Below are 16,273 nucleotides of genomic sequence, written 5' to 3'. Positions count from 1 at the left end.
TCCATCGCCAAGAAGTACACCAACCGTGGCTTGCAGTTCCTCGACCTGATCCAGGAAGGCAATATCGGCCTGATGAAGGCGGTGGACAAGTTCGAATACCGTCGTGGTTACAAGTTCTCGACTTATGCCACCTGGTGGATTCGTCAGGCCATCACCCGCTCGATCGCGGACCAGGCCCGCACCATCCGTATTCCGGTGCACATGATCGAAACCATCAACAAGATGAACCGCATTTCGCGTCAGATCCTGCAGGAAACCGGCCGTGAGCCGGACCCGGCCGAACTGGCGGAAAAAATGGAAATGCCGGAAGAGAAGATTCGCAAGATCATGAAGATTTCCAAGGAGCCCATCTCCATGGAAACCCCGATCGGCGATGACGACGATTCCCATCTGGGTGATTTCATCGAGGACCAGAACAACCTGGCACCGTCCGATGCTGCGATGTACTCCAGCCTGAAGGACGCCACCAAGGAAGTGCTGGATACCCTGACTCCGCGTGAGGCCAAGGTATTGCGCATGCGTTTTGGTATCGACATGAATACCGACCACACGCTGGAAGAAGTGGGCAAGCAGTTTGACGTGACGCGTGAGCGTATCCGTCAGATTGAAGCCAAGGCCTTGCGCAAGCTGCGTCACCCGACCCGTTCGGAACGCCTGCGCAGCTTCCTGGACAACGAGCCGGGCGGTCAGTAATACAGCCTGTCTTTCAAGACGGCATCCCCAAGCTGCTTGCATCAGGGCTTGGGGATTTTTATTTCATTCTGTTATACTGCGCAGCTTCGGGCCTCTAGCTCATGCTTGGTTAGAGCAGCGGACTTAACAAGTGGACTCCTACGACTCGCAAGAGTACGGAGCGCACTGATTGGGTTGCCTTGGAGCAAGTTGACTCTGCTCCCTGGTAGAACTGCTCAAATTCGGGGAAACCTCTGCTGCCGTGGCGGCGTGGCAATCCCGAGCGAAGCTCTCGCAAGAGAGAACGTGTAGAGACTGTACGGGCAGGTCGTAAAGACAAGAGACAGTCCAGACCACAAACCCGAAAGGGGCGGCGAAAGCCGTAGCGGGTAAGCATAATCCGTTGGTGCCGGGTTCGACTCCCGGGGGGCCCACCAAATCAAAAGCCGCTGTGATTCATTCACAGCGGCTTTTTCATGCCTGCAAGAAATGTGGCGACTGCTTGGGCATGTCCGGCACGACCGCTTGACCACCCTGACAGGGCCGGCAGGTAACAGCGGCGATGAACGGACAATAGCGCAGTCGGATGATGCTGCAGTGCGGAAACTTTTCTCCGGATAGCAGGTCACAAGAACCCCTTCGCGGCATCCACTGCCACCATTCCGGTCGGTTTTCCAAACGCAGTTTTCAGCTTCCATTCGGATTTCCGAATCAATGCTATTGTATTTTTATTTTTATTCATAAAAATCAGATATTTACGTGATAAAAATGTGAATTTTTCTTGGCACGCTTTCTGCTGTATAGAGCGTACTCAACACCGGCCATAAAGCCGGGTTACTCTGGAGAAACGCTCGTGAAAACCAACAAGATTACCCTGTGGGTCTTGATCGCCCTGGTGCTGGGCATCGCAGTCGGCTACGGCTGTCACACCTCGATTACCGATCCGAAACAACTGAAAGATGTTGCCGGTTACTTCTCCATCCTGACCGACGTGTTCATGCGTCTGATCAAGATGATCATTGCGCCGCTGGTGATGTCCACCCTGGTGCATGGCATTGGCAGCAGTGATTCCCGCTCTGTGGGTCGTGTTGGTCTGAAGGCCATGTGCTGGTTCATGGGTGCCTCGCTGGTTTCCCTGTTCCTGGGCCTGATTTTCGCCAACAGCCTGCAACCTGGCGTGGGTTACACCCTGCCGGTGGCTGATGCTGCTGCACCGGCCCTGAAGACCAGTGCGCTGAACCTGAAGGACTTCATCACCCACATGTTCCCCACCAGCTTCTTTGACGCCATGGCGAAAAACGAAGTGCTGCAAGTGGTGGTGTTCTCGGTGTTCTTCGGTTTTGCCATTGCTTCTTACAAGGGCCCGAAACCGGACATCCTGATGAAAGGTCTGGAACAACTCGCCAACATCATGCTGCGCGTCACCAATATCGTGATGATGTTTGCCCCGGTTGGTGTATTCGGTGCCGTTGCTGCCACCATTACCGCCGATGGCCTGGGCGTGCTGTCCATGTACGCCAAGTTCATGGGTAGCTTCTACCTGGCCCTGGCTTGCCTGTGGATGCTGATGATTGCCGCCGCTTACGGCTTTGTCGGCAAGAAGATCTTCGCCCTGCTCAAGACCATCCGCATGCCGCTGATGCTGGGTTTTGCCACCGCCAGTAGCGAAGCTGCTTACCCGACCCTGCTGGAGCAGCTGGAACGCTTTGGCATCAAGGAACGTGTTTCCGGTTTTGTCCTGCCGCTGGGTTATTCGTTTAACCTGGACGGTTCCATCATGTACACCTCGTTTGCCGCCCTGTTCATCTCCCAGGTTGCCAACATCAACCTGACCCTGGGCCAGCAAATCACCATGCTGCTGATCCTGCTGATCACCAGCAAGGGTATTGCCGGTGTACCGCGTGCTTCGCTGGTGGTGGTGGCTGCCGTACTGCCGATGTTCAACCTGCCTGAAGCCGGCATTCTGCTGATTCTGGGTATCGACCACTTCCTGGACATGGGCCGTACCGCCACCAACGTGCTGGGTAATGCCATTGCCACTACCGTGGTGGCTGCTTCGGAAGGCGATATCGATGCCGAAGCTGCACATGCCAACCCGGCCCTGGCCGAAGATCAGGCCTGAGCCCCGGCGTCCCTGCCACGCATGAACAAATAAGAAATCAGGCGAGACTCCCCGCCCAGCCAAAGCTGCCGATACAGGCGGACAAGCTGGTGACGGGGGGATCGCTGCAGTGAGTTGCTCCCCGGCAACGTCATCTCCCACTTGTCTTTCTACAAAGGAAGAGACATGAAAAAAACCTTCAAAATGTTGTTGTCCAGCGCAGCTGTCATGGCTGCATTGTGTGGTCAGTCCGCCCAGGCGGCTGATGCGGCCAAGCCGCACGTGGTGATTCTGGCAACCGGTGGCACCATCGCCGGTACTGGCGCTACCAGCACCACCACCATTGGTTACACCGCAGCCAAGTTGGGCGTGGACAAGATGATTGCCGCCGTGCCCGAGCTGTCCAAGGTGGCTGATGTACGTGGCGAACAGGTTGCCCAGATCGCCAGCGAAAGCATGACCAATGAAGTGTGGTTGAAGCTGGCCAAGCGTGTGAACGAACTGCTGGCCCAGAAGGATGTGGACGGCGTGGTGATTACCCACGGTACCGATACCATCGAAGAAACCGCTTACTTCCTGGACCTGGTGGTGAAGAGCAAGAAGCCGGTGGTTGTGGTTGGCTCCATGCGTCCGTCCACCGCCATCAGTGCAGATGGTCCGATCAACCTGTATAACGCCGTGATTCTGGCTGGCAGCAAGGATGCGGTTGGCAAGGGTGTGCTGGTTGCGCTGAACGACCAGATCAACGCCGCCCGCGAAGTCACCAAGACCAACACTTCCACTACCGACACCTTCAAGACGCCAGAACTGGGTTATCTGGGTTACATGCAGGACAACAAGCCGCACTTCTACCGCATGTCCACCCGCAAGAACACTGCGGATACCGAATTTGACATCTCCAAGCTGAACAGCCTGCCGCGTGTCGACATCGTTTACGGTTACGCCAACATGGACCGCGTGGCCATGGATGCCGACATTGCTGCCGGTGCCCAGGGCATCGTGCAAGCCGGTGTGGGCGATGGCAGTATTGCCGCCCAGATGATGCCTGCCATCCGTGACGCCCGTAAGAAGGGTGTGATCGTGGTACGCAGCTCGCGCGTGGGTAGCGGTATCGTGGCGCGTAATGGTGAAGCCAATGACGACCAGGAAGACCTGGTGGTGAGCGACACGCTGAATGCGCAAAAAGCCCGCATCCTGCTGATGCTGGGTCTGACCAAGACCCACGACACCAAAGAACTGCAACGCATGTTCTACACCTATTGAGCTGGCTGACAGGCGCTGCACCGGCCTGTCTGTCGACTGCGACACCCCTGGTGTGATCCCCCCGCAGCGACAGCATGGTGTGGCGACTGATCAAGCAGCCTTTGGCAAGCGGCCCCGGTGGCCGCTTTTTTTATGCCTGCAGCCCGGTGCCGGCCGGGACTGCGGGCATGTCATCAGCCCGGCCATCAGCCGGGCATCAACCCGATTGATTCAGGCCGTATTTTTTCAGTTTGTCGAACAGGGTGGTCTTGGCCACTTTCAGCGCTTCGCTGGTACGGCTCAGGCTGTAACCGTGGCGACGGAATTCCTCGGCAATCAGTGCCCGTTCGAACGCTTCCACGGTTTCGGCCAGCGGCAGGCTCTGGCTTGGCTCGCCGGATTCCGACAATGGCGTGCGAATGCCCAGCACATAGCGTTCGGCCACATTGCGCAATTCGCGCACATTGCCCGGCCAGTCGTAGGCCAGCAGTTCGGCCTGTTCATGGGCTTCCAGTTGCGGGGTGGGGCGGTCGAAACGGCTGGCCGATTGCAGCAGGAAATACTCGAACAGTAGCGGAATATCCTCGCGGCGTTCGCGCAGCGGCGGCAGTTGCAGCGTGACCACGTTCAGCCGGTAGTAAAGGTCGCTACGGAAGCTGCCGTTATTGCCCATGGCTTTCAGGTCAGCCTTGGTGGCCGATATCACGCGACAGTCCACCGGAATGGGGGTGTTGGAACCCAGCCTCTCCAGCGTGCGTTCCTGCAGCACGCGCAGCATCTTGATTTGCAGCGGTAGCGGCATGCTTTCGATTTCATCGAGGAACAGCGTGCCGTTATTGGCATATTCGATACGGCCGATGCGGCGTTTGGCGGCCCCGGTGAAGGCATGGGCCTCGTGGCCGAAAATCTCGCTCTCGAACAGGTTTTCCGCCAGACCGCCACAATTGACGGCGACAAAGTTGTGCTTCTGGCGACGGCTGATTTCATGCAGGCAACGCGCCACCAGCTCCTTGCCGGTGCCGGTTTCGCCCAGGATCAACACATTGGCCGAGGTATCGGCCAGGTCGGCAATCATGCGGCGCACTTTTTCCATGGCCGGCGAGCGGCCGATCAGGCGCGATTCCAGGCTTTGCTTGTCTTGCAGCTGACGGCGCAGGCTTTCCACTTCCAGGCTCAGGCGGCGCTGCTCCATGGCACGGCACACCACATCGTGCAGGCGCTCCGGGGAGAAGGGCTTTTCGATGAAGTCGTAAGCGCCATCTTTCATGGCCTGTACCGCCAGGCTGACATCGCCATGACCGGTGATCAGGATCACCGGCAGGCTGGCATCACGGGCCAGCAAGTTGCGCATCAGCGCCATGCCATCCTGTCCTTGCAGGTGGATGTCGCTGACCACGACGCCGGGAAAGCCGGGGGTGAGCAGCGCCAGTGCCTGCTCGGCGCTGGCCACGCCGCGGGCATCCAGGCCTTCCAGCATCAGCGCTTGCTCGCAGCCCAGCCGCACGTCCGGATCATCTTCGACGATCAACACTTTCATCCCATCAAACATGACGGTTTTCCTTTGTGGCAAGCGGCAGGGTGATGGTGAACACGGCACCGCCCTGCGGGTGATTGTCGGCACTCAGGCTGCCACCGGCTTCGGCAATGATGCCGGCGCTCAGGGTCAGCCCCAGGCCCAGGCCGATACCGGCGGGCTTGGTGGTGACAAAGGGTTCGAACAGCTGGGCGCGCACCGACTCGTGCAGGCCGGGGCCGTTATCGCGGATTTGCAGCACCAGCTGGGTGGGCGTGCGATGACCGCTGATTTCAATCTGCCCTTCCGGGCGTTGTTGCAGCTCGTCCAGTGCATTGGCCAGCAGATTCACCAGCACCTGTTCAAAGCGGTTGGGGTCGCAACGCGCTTGCCAGGGTTCCGGGGCATTGGGGCGCAGAATCTGGATGCTGCTTCCCTCCAGCCGGTTGCGCAGCAGTAACAGGGCGCTGTCGATGGCCATGCTGATGTCTACCGTACCCAGGCTGTTGGTGGACTTGCGCGAGTAGCTTTTCAGCGCACTGGTGATTTCGCCCATCTTGTCCACCAGCTGGCAGATGGTTTGCAAATTGGTTCGCACCGTGTCGGTTTGCGCGCGCTCCAGAAACTTGATGGCATTGCCGGACAAGGTGCGCAGTGCCGCCAGCGGCTGGTTCAGTTCGTGCGCCACACCGGTAGCCAGCTGGCCCAGTACTGCCAGCTTGCCTGCCTGCACCAGATTGTCCTGCGTCTGGCGCAAATGCTGTTCGGTCCGGATACGTTCGCTGACTTCTTCTTGCAGTCGCTGATTGGTCAGCGACAGGTCGGCGGTACGTTCTTCCACCTTGCGTTCCAGCTCCCGGTAGGCTTGCTGCAGCGCTTCGCGCGCGGCCAGCTTGTCGCGCAGGCGGCGACGGCGCTCGTTCAGCCACAGAATGCCGGTCAGGCTCAGTAGTGTCAGCACTGCGGCCAGCGCGGCCCGGTTGTAGGCCAGCTGGTAGACCGGGTCCAGGCTGGACAGCACGGTGAGCCGCCAGTTGGACAGCGGCAGCTGCAAGGACTGGCCCAGCATGTCCCGCGGGTAGGCCAGGCGGCTGAGCGGCTTGCGTCCTCCCTGTTCCAGCCGGTAGATGTGGCTGCCATTGCCCAGGCTGCGCCGCTCTTCCAGCCCCAGTGGCGGAAGTCGTTTGCGGTTGTACTGCAAATTGCGGTCAAACGCGTCCTGCAAGGCCTTGCTGAAGGGTTTGAGCGTATTGAATTTCCAGCCCGGTTCGGTGGCCAGAATCACCACGCCGTTCTGGTCCGATACCATCACCGTGGTCTTGTTTTCCCGCCACAGCTTTTCCAGGTATTCCATATTCACCTTCACCACCGCCACCCCGATGATGCGGCCGTGGCTGCTCAACGGTTCCGACAGATAGTAACCGGCTTCGCTACGGGTGGTGCCTACGCCAAAAAAGCGGCCGGGCTGGCCGTTCATGGCATCGGTGAAGTAGGCGCGGAATGCGTCGTTCTCGCCCAGATAACTGTCCGGCTGACGCCAGTTGCTGGTGGCCTTGACCACGCCCTTGTCATCCATGATGTAAATGGCGCTGGCACCGGTGCGTTGGCTCAGGCGTTCCAGATAATCATTGGCGGCCTGCTGGCGCTGGACATCGTCCGGGGCATGCAGCAAACGGTCTACATAGGGGGACAGGCCCAGCAGGCTGGGCAGGCGGGCGTAATGCCCGATTTCACTTTCCAGGCTATTGGCATACAGCTCCAGCCGCTGGGTATTGGCCGCACGCAGTTCTTCCAGCGAGCCGTCCACGCTGGCGCGAAAGGCACTGACGGCAGCAATGTCCATCAACACCAATAGCAGCGCAATTCGTAGCACGGTACGCAGTTTCAAGCGAAATCCAATCCTGAGGTCGAAAGTTGCCCGGCTGGCGGTCTGCTGGCCGTAAAACACAGCAAGGCGGCCCAGGGCCGCCTTGTTCAGATCAGTGATGCCCCAGTTGACAGGGCCGGAGCTATTGTAGCAAAAGCATGGCGCTTCGCGTGGATGCTGACTGGCTCACAGATGACGCTCGAAGTGGCTGACCAGTCGCTTCAGATCATGCGCGGTGGTGTGCAATTGCTGGGCCACTTCACGCGTGGTGGCAATGCTGTGGCTGTTCTGCTCGGTCAGCACGCTCATGGTTTCCATGTTCTGCGCCACTTCGGTGGAGGCCGAGGACTGCTGTTGCAGCATCTCGGCCACATTGGCGGCAGAAGCCGACACGCCCTGATTGGCTTCGCGGATGGCTTCCAGGCTTTCACTGGCGGTGCTGATGGCGCTTTCCACGCCTTCCACCTTGTTCAGTGCCTGCTGGACGTTTTGCAGTACCTGGCGGGTACGTTCGTGCAGCACATTGATGGACTGTTCGATTTCCAGGGTATTGCCGGCAGTGCGCTCCGCCAGTTTGCGTACCTCATCGGCCACCACGGCAAAGCCGCGCCCTTGTTCTCCGGCCCGGGCAGCTTCGATGGCGGCATTCAGCGCCAACAGGTTGGTCTGGTTGGCAATCTCCTTGATTACCGAGGTGACCGAGCCGATTTCTTCCGCCGACTTTTCCAGAACCAGAATGGCATCGCGGGTATGTTCGAACTCGCCCATCACCTGGCGGGTGGCCTGGCTGGTTTCGCGCATTTTGTCCTCGCCCTGATCTGCCAGCCGGGTGGCCGCACTGGCATGGCCTGCGCCAGCCTGTGTGGTGAGGGAAATCTCATTCACCGATACCGATAGCTGTTCCAGCGCGGCGGCAACGCGGGTGATGCCTTCCAGCGCGTGTTCACCGCGCTTTTCCAGATGGGAGGCTTCGGTATGGGTGGCGGTTGCCGCCTGGCTGATGTCATGCGCGCCGGTCACCACATCGGCCAGCACAGCACGGGTATTGATGCGCATGGTTTCCAGCATTTCCATCATCTGGCGCATGTCCTGGCAGCCGGACTGCGCTATCGGCTCCTTGAAATTGCCCTCCGCCAGCCTGCCCAGTCCTTGTTTGGCCTGTGCCAATGGTGCGGCGATGCCCTGGTAAATGAAGAAGGCTGCGCCAATCAGCCAGAGGATGCTGCCTACATTGAGAATGCCGTGGACGATGCTGTCCGGCAGGATGAATTGGGCCAGCAAGGCCAGAATCGGCGGCAGCATGGCTAGCAACAGCAGGCGCTGCATGGAGAGCCCCTTGTGCTGGCGGGTGACCGGGAAGGGGCTGCGCTTGGCACGGATTTCGGCATACAACTGCTCGGCTTGCTGGCATTGCTGCTTGTCCGGTGCGCTGCGTACCGACATGTAACCCACCGTATTGCCGTTCTCCCGGATCGGCGTCACATAGGCATCCACCCAGTAATAGTCACCCTGCTTGCTGCGGTTCTTCACCAGGCCGCGCCAGGGGTGGCCGGCTTCCACCGTGCGCCACAAGTCCTCGAATGCCTCGGCAGGCATATCCGGATGCCGGACGATATTGTGTGGCTGACCAATCAGCTCATCCTCGGTAAAGCCGCTGATTTCGATGAAGGCACGATTGGCGTAAGTAATCAGCCCCTTGAGGTCGGTCTTGGTGACGATGGGCCGTTTGGGATGCAAAAACAGCTCATGCTGGGTGACAGGCTGATTATTACGCATGATTGATCTCTGAAAAATGACGGAGCATCCGGTGCCCGGCTGGCTATTACACAAGCTTGCTCAGCAGCCGGTCTCACTCCCAAAAAACGGAGCACTGATTGCGGTATAGCTGAAAAAGTTAATGCCATAATCATTATTTTGCAAAGACTATTTGATATCTGTATTTGAAATTATTTGTAAATCAATAAATTTGTGGGTGATGACTGGCCAGGACGGCACACAACTCGTCAGCAAAATGCTCAACCAGTGCCGACGCAGGACGGTGCAGCGGGCGAATCAGATTGACCCGGAACGGCAGCGAAACGGCCAGCGGGCGAATGCAGACACCTTGCCCGGCATATTCCTGCGCGGTGAGCGGATTGACCACTGCCATGCCAATGCCCTGGCGCACCATGCAGCACACTGATGCCGCGCTGTGGGTCTCCAGCACCAGTTGCCGTGTGACCCCGGCATTGGCAAACAGCATGTCCAGTTGCTGACGATAGATATCGCTGGCGGACAGGCTGATGAACGGCTGCCCGGCAAAATCGCTGAGCTCCAGTACCGACTTGCTGCATAGCGGATGGGTGTCGGGCAGTACTGCCACTTCGTCAGCGCAAAACAGCTGTTGCTGGCTGGTGCCCGGTGGCTGGATATGGCTTTCGCTCAGGCCCAGATCATGGCGTTGAGCGGCCAGCCATTCTTCCAGCAGGGGAGATTCCTGCGGCGTGATATTCAGCTTTACCTTGGGATAACGGGCCAGAAAGCGTTGGCATGCCGCAGGCAGCACCGCCTGGGAAAACATGGGCAGGCAGGCAATGGATAGCTGACCGGTGTCGAAGTGGCGCAAGGCCTGGGCGGTGCTGACAATCCGCTCCAGGCCCAGATAGGAACGCTGCACTTCTTCAAACAACTGCAAGGCTTGCAAGGTAGGGCGCAAGCGTCCGCGCACCCGTTCGAACAGCACCAGACCGCTGAGCTGTTCCAGCCGGGCCAGTTCCCGGCTGATGGTGGGCTGGGAGGTATGCAGCAAGGTGGCCGCTTCGGTCACACTGCCGCTGGTCATGATGGCGTGGAAAATTTCCACATGGCGCAGGTTGAAGGACATGGCAGCTTGTTCAGGCAGGGAATAGTCATATCATAAATGAAAGACATGGCGATGAATTGATATTTTATTTTTGTCCATACAGGCCTCACACTGCTGGAAAACCATGAATGGATTGACATGAAAACCTTTGCCCCCTCCCGCTTGGCCGCACTGGCCGAACAGTTTTCCGCTCCGCTGTGGGTGTATGACGCACAAGTCATCCGTGAACGCATTGCGCAGCTCAAGCAGTTTGATGTCATCCGTTATGCGCAAAAGGCCAACTCCAATACCCATATCCTGCGCCTGATGCGCGAGCAGGGTGTGATGGTGGATGCCGTGTCGCTGGGGGAAATCGAAAGGGCGCGCCTGGCCGGTTACGACCTGAGCTCGGCGGAACCTTCCGAGGTGGTGTTCACCGCCGACGTGCTGGATCGTGCCACGCTGGACAAGGTGGTGGCCGAGCGCATCGTGGTGAATGCAGGCAGCATCGACATGCTGCGCCAACTGGGCGAACGCTCGCCCGGCCATCGGGTATGGCTGCGCATCAACCCCGGTTTTGGCCATGGCCACAGCCACAAGACCAATACCGGCGGTGAAAACAGCAAGCATGGCATCTGGCATGCCGACCTGCCGCAGGCACTGCAGGTGATTGCTGCCAGTGGTCTCAAGCTGGTGGGCATCCACATGCATATCGGTTCCGGGGTGGATTATGGCCATCTGCAACAGGTGTGCGGTGCCATGGTGGAGCTGGTGCGCAGCCTGGGACAGGATATCGAAGCCATTTCCGCCGGTGGTGGCCTGTCCATTCCCTATCGCGACGGTGACAGCCGCATTGATACCGAACACTATTTCCAGCTGTGGGACAGCGCGCGAAAGGAAGTGGAACAGCTGCTGGGTCACGCGGTGCGTCTGGAGATCGAACCGGGCCGCTTCCTGGTGGCCGAGTCCGGCGCGCTGGTGGCCGAGGTACGTGCGGTCAAGGATATGGGCAGCCGCCACTTTGTGCTGGTGGATGCCGGCTTCAACGACCTGATGCGTCCGTCCCTGTACGGCAGCTACCACGCCATTTCGGTACTGGAGCGCAATGGCACCGAAAAGTCCGGTGCCGTGCCGACGGTAGTGGCCGGCCCGCTGTGCGAGTCCGGGGATGTGTTCACCCAGCAGGAAGGCGGCGTGGTGGAAAGCCGCCAGCTGCCTGCAGCCGGGGTAGGCGACTGGCTGGTGTTCCATGATGCCGGTGCCTACGGTGCCACCATGTCCTCCAATTACAATAGCCGCCCGCTGTTGCCGGAGGTGCTGCTGGATGGCGATGAGGCCAGGCTGATCCGTCGCCGTCAAACCATGGCCGAGCTGCTGGCGCTGGAGACGGTGTAAATCCGGCTTTGCGGTGGGGGTGATTTGCGTATTCCACCCAATGCACAAAGGGCAGGTATCTGCTCACGCGGATGATGGTTTGCATGCCGCTTCCGCGTGGCGGACGGGAGAAGGATCCTTGGCCTGGCCAAAGATCTCTCTCATCCCTTGCACAATGCTACTGCGCGGGTTTGCTTAGAAATCGGTCCGCATCATCATCCAGGCGGTGCTGGCGCTGGATTTGCTCCAGGCCAGCGCGCTTTGTCCCCCGGCATTCTGCCGTACCGCGCCGTAACCCGCTTGCAGCAGGCTGCGCTTGCTCAGGGTGTATTCCACGCCGGCAGCCCACTGATTGGCCGACCAGTTCAGATGCTGGCCATCCATGTAAACCCGGCCTCGGTGTGAGTACTGCAGCATGGGTTTGAACGCCCCCAGCTGATAACCGGCAGTCAGCGCCACCACCTGGCTGCTCAGCTTGTTATTCCCGGTCTTGGCAATATTGCTTTGCTGCAGGATGCCGGGAATCTCGAAATCATTACTGCCATCCTTGTTTTGATGAGCATTGCCATACAGGCGGATTTTCTGCACGGTGGCCGCCAGTTGCAGCGCTGCACCGCGATAACCCATCTCCACACGGTGAATGGCGCTGTTATTGGTATCAACCGTGTTCAGCCGGGTCATCCAGGCATAGTTGATGAAATAGCCGGCATCGGCATATCCCAGCCGCAAGCCCCAGGTTTCGCTGGCCTTGCGGCTGGCACGCTGACTTTCGCCTGCGCCATATTGCAGTGATGCCTCCATGCCCTTCCAGCGCGGGCTGTCGTAACGCAGGCTGTTTTTGGCGCGGCTGTCGCCGTAATTGTTGCTGCCGAAAATATCGCGGGCTTCATACAGCGGGTAGGCAATGCCGCTGCTGGCCTCGCGGCGCGGGCTGGCAAAGATGTCGGTCGCCTGGGTGCTGGTCAGCACATCATCCAGATAGCCGGCACGCAGCCTGCCCCAGCTGTCCTGCACGCCGATAAAGCTCATGCGGTTGGCCAGGGTGCCGCTGCCAGTGCCGCCGGTAGGCATGCCGTCCATGGCCAGTCCGGTTTCCACCTGCCAGATGGCTTGCAGCTGACCATCCAGCTGTTCATTGCCCTTGAAACCGATGCGACTGCTGAAGTCGTCTATGCCGGTGGTGCGCTTGAAGCGGGTATCTACACTTTGCATGCTGTCGATACCAACGCGCAGGCTGCCGTACAAAGTGGTCTCAGCCATGGCCATGGCTGGAAGCAAGCTGAGCAGGGTGCAGGAGAGGATGCGGCTGGACATGATGTTTCCTGAGAGGTGACGGGACAAAAAAACCTTCCGCTGAACAAGGGGAAGGTCGGTGCGGGGCAGAGTGTGCAAATCCGGCATGTCTGGCGTCAATGGCTCAGGGATTGGTGGGCCGTTAGCGTGTTTTTACGATAATTTGCCTGTTTTCAGCGGTATTTTCGTTTAATTACCGTTCAATTTCGGCGACACTGCTGGCCACGGTGCTGCTGTGGGCCGGCAAGGACTGTACAGAGTGCCTGGAAAGTGGGTAGTCGCCAGGAAAATTCAGCATGTTGATTGGCAAGTGGATGGCCGTAATGCTGCCAATCAGACTACTGCTGCAGAAATTTCATGCACAGCCGGCCACAATGCAAACGCCCCCGGCAGGCGGGGGCGTGCGGCAAGCGGGTGCAGCCAGACGCTTACATATTCATGTTGTTGATGACAAATTTGACGCCGGGTACTTTTTCGGCAATCACGCCGGCTTTGTACATTTGCTGGTCGTCGGTCATCTTGCCGTCGATGGTGACTTCCTGCTTCTTGCTGACTACATGCAGATTCAGGGCCTTCAGTTCCGGGTCGCTGTCCAGCGCGTTCTTGACGTTGCTTGCCAGTTGTTCATCGCTGACCGGGGCGTCTTCGGCGTGGGCGATGACAGCGTGCGAACCCATGAACAGGGCCAGGCTAGCCAACAGGGCGGAACGGGCGAAAAGGCGTTTCATCGGATATCTCCTTGCTTCAAGCTGAGTGATGGCCTGGCCAAGCTTGTAGTAGCGCGCCAGTGAATGATGTTGTGCACGCCATGTTAGCCAGCTTTGTTTGCATTTTTGTTGCAGCTCAATGAAATGCGCGTCCAGCAGAACCGGCAAGCACGCTGATGGTCCCAAGGCCTTGTCCGTGCAGCTTGTTCCGCTGCGCGGTAACATGGGCGACCGGTGCTGGCTGCCGGTTTTTCTTACCTATCTTCTCGATGTTGCAAATCATGTTCAGACGCTTGCTGTTACTGCTGCCGCTTATCTGGCTGGCCGCCTGCTCCACCACGTCAACCCCACCGTCGTCTGTCGGCAGTGGCCCGCTCAGCCCGTCAGCCTTGCCCTACTGGCAACAGCAGCGCACCGGCGATACCCTGCAAGCCTTGTTGCAAAGCTGCAAGGTATTGGCGCGCAAGTCCGCCTGGCAGCCAGTGTGTAGCGATGCCTCCCGTGTTGTCGAACAAGACGAGGGACAGGTCCGCCAGTTTTTCGAACAGCGCTTCAATGCCTGGGCGGTACAGGATGCGGGCAATGGCAATGGTTTGATAACCGGGTATTACGAACCCTTGCTCAATGGCAGCCGCACGCGCAGCGCGCGCACGCCATGGCCGGTATATGGTGTGCCCGCCGACTTGCTGGTGCTGGATTTCCCGCCGGCAGCGCGTGGCAACAGTGTGCTGGTGGCACGCAAGGTGGCGCATAACCGATTGCAATGGCTGCCGGGCAAGACCCAGGCCGGTAGCGGAGAAATCGAAATCCACCCGGCAGATTTCCCGGCTGATAACCGCAGCGGCAAGCTCAAGGGCCGTCTGGCAGGTAACCGCTTGCTGCCGTATTACACCCGCGCAGAAATCGCCCAGGGCAAGGGGGTGGCCAGCGCCCCGGTACTGGCCTGGGTGGAAGACCCGGTGGAACTGTTCTTCCTGCAGGTACAGGGGTCGGGCCGCATTCAGCTGGAAGATGGCAGTTTCCTGCACCTGGGTTATGCCGAACAAAATGGCTACAACTACCAGTCCATCGGCAAATGGCTGGTGGATAAAGGGGAAATGACGCTGGCCAATGCCTCGATGCAGGGCATCCAGGCCTGGATCAAGGCCAACCCGGGACGTCAGCAGGCGCTGTTCGACGTCAATCCCAGCTATGTGTTTTTCAAGACCCTGCCCGGTGGCGACAGCGGCCCGGCTGGTGCGCTGGGGGTTCCGCTGACCGGTGGTTACAGCATTGCGGTGGATCCGCGTTATATCCCGCTGGGAACTCCCGTTTTCCTGTCCACCAGCTGGCCGGGTAGTGCACAGCCGCTGGCGCGGCTGGTACATGCCCAGGACACCGGCAACGCCATTCGCGGTGCGGCGCGGGCCGATTTGTTCTGGGGCTTTGGCAGTGAGGCCGGCATGTATGCCGGCAGGATGAAACAGAACGGCAAGCTGTGGATGTTGCTGCCCAAAGGCATGACGCCTTCCATGGCGGCACTGCAGTGAGCAATGCCGGTACAACAATAAAAAGTGGAAGCTTGAAACAATGAAGTCAGCCAGCTTGGGGTGGTGCGTTTTGCTGATGATGTTGACCGCTTGCCATGGTGCGCAGGACGGGGGCGCGGCGGACAAGCCAGCCTCTGCCTCTGCTGCACAGACCATGGCGCGGACATTGTCGCGGGCCGATGTGGTGGTGGCACGGCCCGGTGTGCTGCGTGACACCTTGCCGTTCACCGGGACACTGACGGCGCTGAAAAGCAGCAGCATCGCTGCCGAAGTGGAAGCCCGGGTGGAGCAGGTGCTGGTACGGGAAGGGGAGATGGTAAAACCCGGCCAGGTGCTGGCCCGGCTGGATTCCGAATCGCTGGATCAGTCGGTGACCGAGCAACAGGCCCAGCTGGCGGCCAATCAGTCGCGACTGAAACTGGCGCGTATCAAGCTGGATAAACAGCACGAACTGCTGCAAAAGGGCTTTATCTCCCAGCTGGCTTATGACGAGGCGGAAAGCGAATACACCGTGCGCCAGGGCGAATTGCAGGCGCAATCCAGCCAGTTGGCGCGTGCCCGCCGCCAGCAGGCGGACAGTGTGGTCCGTGCGCCGATTGCGGGCGTGGTGTACGAACGCAAGATCAATCCCGGTGAAATAGCGGCCCGCAATGCCCGGCTGTTTTCCATTGCCGATTTGTCAGTGCTGGAGCTTAGCGCCAGCGTGCCATCGCAGTGGATAGGTCAAATCAAGGCGGGGCAGCAGGCACGTTTCAGTGTGGAAGGCCTGCCGGATGAAGTGCTGGGGGACGTGGTGCGGGTTAATCCGGTGGCGCAAAGCGGCACCCGCAGCTTCCTGATTTACATCCGGGTGAATAATGCGGATGGCCGCCTCAAGGCCGGCCAGTTTGCCAAGGGCGGCCTGGTATTGCATGAAGAGCGCGGGCAGGTGGTGCTGCCGCAGGATGCGGTACAGGATTTGTCCGGCCATCCCTGGGTGATGCTGGTGGAGAAGGGGCGCTTGCAGCGCCAGCCGGTGCGTGTGTTGTTATGGTCGCAGACCGAACACAAGGTTGCCGTGGCCGGCCTGGCTGCTGGCAAAGTGCTGTTGGCAGCGCCCTTGCTGGGCGTGAGCAGCGGCGATGCCGTGATCCTGCCGACCGATCTCAAATAAG

The 16,273-nt window shown here is 59.3% G+C and carries 12 protein-coding genes; 6 read left to right on the top strand and 6 right to left on the bottom strand.

Annotated elements, in window-relative coordinates; genetic code table 11:
* From rpoD to ACE3SE_RS09980, 3 genes are all read left to right on the top strand, one after another.
* Positions 1-693, top strand: a 693-nt coding sequence (gene rpoD / locus ACE3SE_RS09990) for an RNA polymerase sigma factor RpoD (protein WP_374554988.1), incomplete at its 5' end; no start/stop codon positions are given.
* Positions 694-1,525: 832 nt separating this feature from the next.
* The gene (locus tag ACE3SE_RS09985; protein WP_374554986.1) at positions 1,526-2,794 is read left to right on the top strand and encodes a dicarboxylate/amino acid:cation symporter; all 1,269 of its coding nucleotides are present in this window, start codon (positions 1,526-1,528) and stop codon (positions 2,792-2,794) included.
* A 165-nt stretch (positions 2,795-2,959) separates the two neighbouring features.
* Positions 2,960-4,036, top strand: coding sequence for a type II asparaginase (locus ACE3SE_RS09980; protein WP_082696095.1), 1,077 nt, complete (start codon positions 2,960-2,962; stop codon positions 4,034-4,036).
* A 196-nt stretch (positions 4,037-4,232) separates the two neighbouring features.
* Here ACE3SE_RS09980 and ACE3SE_RS09975 read toward each other — a convergent pair whose 3' ends face one another.
* The 4 genes from ACE3SE_RS09975 to ACE3SE_RS09960 form a co-directional block, all read right to left on the bottom strand.
* Positions 4,233-5,564 carry a sigma-54-dependent transcriptional regulator gene (locus tag ACE3SE_RS09975; protein ID WP_045845448.1) on the bottom strand — a complete coding sequence of 444 codons (1,332 nt, stop codon included), beginning with the start codon at positions 5,562-5,564 and terminating at the stop codon, positions 4,233-4,235.
* On the bottom strand, positions 5,557-7,416 hold the full coding sequence (locus ACE3SE_RS09970; protein WP_374554983.1) for a sensor histidine kinase: 1,860 nt from the start codon (positions 7,414-7,416) through the stop codon (positions 5,557-5,559). Before ACE3SE_RS09970 ends, ACE3SE_RS09975 begins: the two co-directional genes overlap by 8 nt.
* Before the next feature lie 165 nt (positions 7,417-7,581).
* Positions 7,582-9,171 (bottom strand): methyl-accepting chemotaxis protein, encoded by a 1,590-nt coding sequence (locus ACE3SE_RS09965; protein ID WP_374554981.1) that lies wholly within the window; start codon positions 9,169-9,171, stop codon positions 7,582-7,584.
* A 181-nt stretch (positions 9,172-9,352) separates the two neighbouring features.
* A complete protein-coding gene (locus tag ACE3SE_RS09960) occupies positions 9,353-10,258 on the bottom strand; it encodes a LysR family transcriptional regulator (protein WP_374554979.1) in 906 nt (301 codons plus the stop codon).
* A 117-nt stretch (positions 10,259-10,375) separates the two neighbouring features.
* Here ACE3SE_RS09960 and lysA point away from each other — a divergent pair, with 117 nt between their 5' ends.
* Complete coding sequence (gene lysA / locus ACE3SE_RS09955; RefSeq protein WP_045845451.1) at positions 10,376-11,611, top strand: diaminopimelate decarboxylase; 1,236 nt, start codon at positions 10,376-10,378, stop codon at positions 11,609-11,611.
* Positions 11,612-11,785: 174 nt separating this feature from the next.
* On the opposite strand, the gene ACE3SE_RS09950 is transcribed toward lysA, so the two are convergent.
* Both ACE3SE_RS09950 and ACE3SE_RS09945 read right to left on the bottom strand, forming a co-directional pair.
* Complete coding sequence (locus ACE3SE_RS09950; RefSeq protein WP_374554977.1) at positions 11,786-12,904, bottom strand: porin; 1,119 nt, start codon at positions 12,902-12,904, stop codon at positions 11,786-11,788.
* A gap of 407 nt (positions 12,905-13,311) precedes the next feature.
* A complete protein-coding gene (locus tag ACE3SE_RS09945; RefSeq protein WP_045845453.1) occupies positions 13,312-13,611 on the bottom strand; it encodes a BON domain-containing protein in 300 nt (99 codons plus the stop codon).
* Between the two features lie 260 nt (positions 13,612-13,871).
* Here ACE3SE_RS09945 and mltA point away from each other — a divergent pair, with 260 nt between their 5' ends.
* Both mltA and ACE3SE_RS09935 read left to right on the top strand, forming a co-directional pair.
* Positions 13,872-15,119 (top strand): murein transglycosylase A, encoded by a 1,248-nt coding sequence (gene mltA, locus ACE3SE_RS09940; protein WP_374554975.1) that lies wholly within the window; start codon positions 13,872-13,874, stop codon positions 15,117-15,119.
* 76 nt (positions 15,120-15,195) lie between these two features.
* Positions 15,196-16,272: an efflux RND transporter periplasmic adaptor subunit gene (locus tag ACE3SE_RS09935; RefSeq protein WP_374554973.1), complete on the top strand. Its 1,077-nt coding sequence runs from the start codon at positions 15,196-15,198 to the stop codon at positions 16,270-16,272.
* The last annotated feature ends 1 nt before the right edge of the window (position 16,273 follow it).

The organism is Aquitalea pelogenes (assembly GCF_041914625.1).
Lineage (GTDB): Bacteria > Pseudomonadota > Gammaproteobacteria > Burkholderiales > Chromobacteriaceae > Aquitalea > Aquitalea pelogenes.
The sequence above is the reverse complement of the archived record's forward strand: the minus strand, read 5'-3'. Positions and strand labels throughout refer to the sequence as shown.

Coding starts and splice junctions, on each gene's coding strand:
- ACE3SE_RS09980 (WP_082696095.1), top strand. CDS start 2,960: ATGAAAAAAACCTTCAAAATGTTGTTGTCCAGCGCAGCTGTCATGGCT.
- ACE3SE_RS09975 (WP_045845448.1), bottom strand. CDS start 5,564: ATGTTTGATGGGATGAAAGTGTTGATCGTCGAAGATGATCCGGACGTG.
- ACE3SE_RS09965 (WP_374554981.1), bottom strand. CDS start 9,171: ATGCGTAATAATCAGCCTGTCACCCAGCATGAGCTGTTTTTGCATCCC.
- ACE3SE_RS09960 (WP_374554979.1), bottom strand. CDS start 10,258: ATGTCCTTCAACCTGCGCCATGTGGAAATTTTCCACGCCATCATGACC.
- lysA (WP_045845451.1), top strand. CDS start 10,376: ATGAAAACCTTTGCCCCCTCCCGCTTGGCCGCACTGGCCGAACAGTTT.
- ACE3SE_RS09950 (WP_374554977.1), bottom strand. CDS start 12,904: ATGTCCAGCCGCATCCTCTCCTGCACCCTGCTCAGCTTGCTTCCAGCC.
- ACE3SE_RS09945 (WP_045845453.1), bottom strand. CDS start 13,611: ATGAAACGCCTTTTCGCCCGTTCCGCCCTGTTGGCTAGCCTGGCCCTG.
- mltA (WP_374554975.1), top strand. CDS start 13,872: ATGTTCAGACGCTTGCTGTTACTGCTGCCGCTTATCTGGCTGGCCGCC.
- ACE3SE_RS09935 (WP_374554973.1), top strand. CDS start 15,196: ATGATGTTGACCGCTTGCCATGGTGCGCAGGACGGGGGCGCGGCGGAC.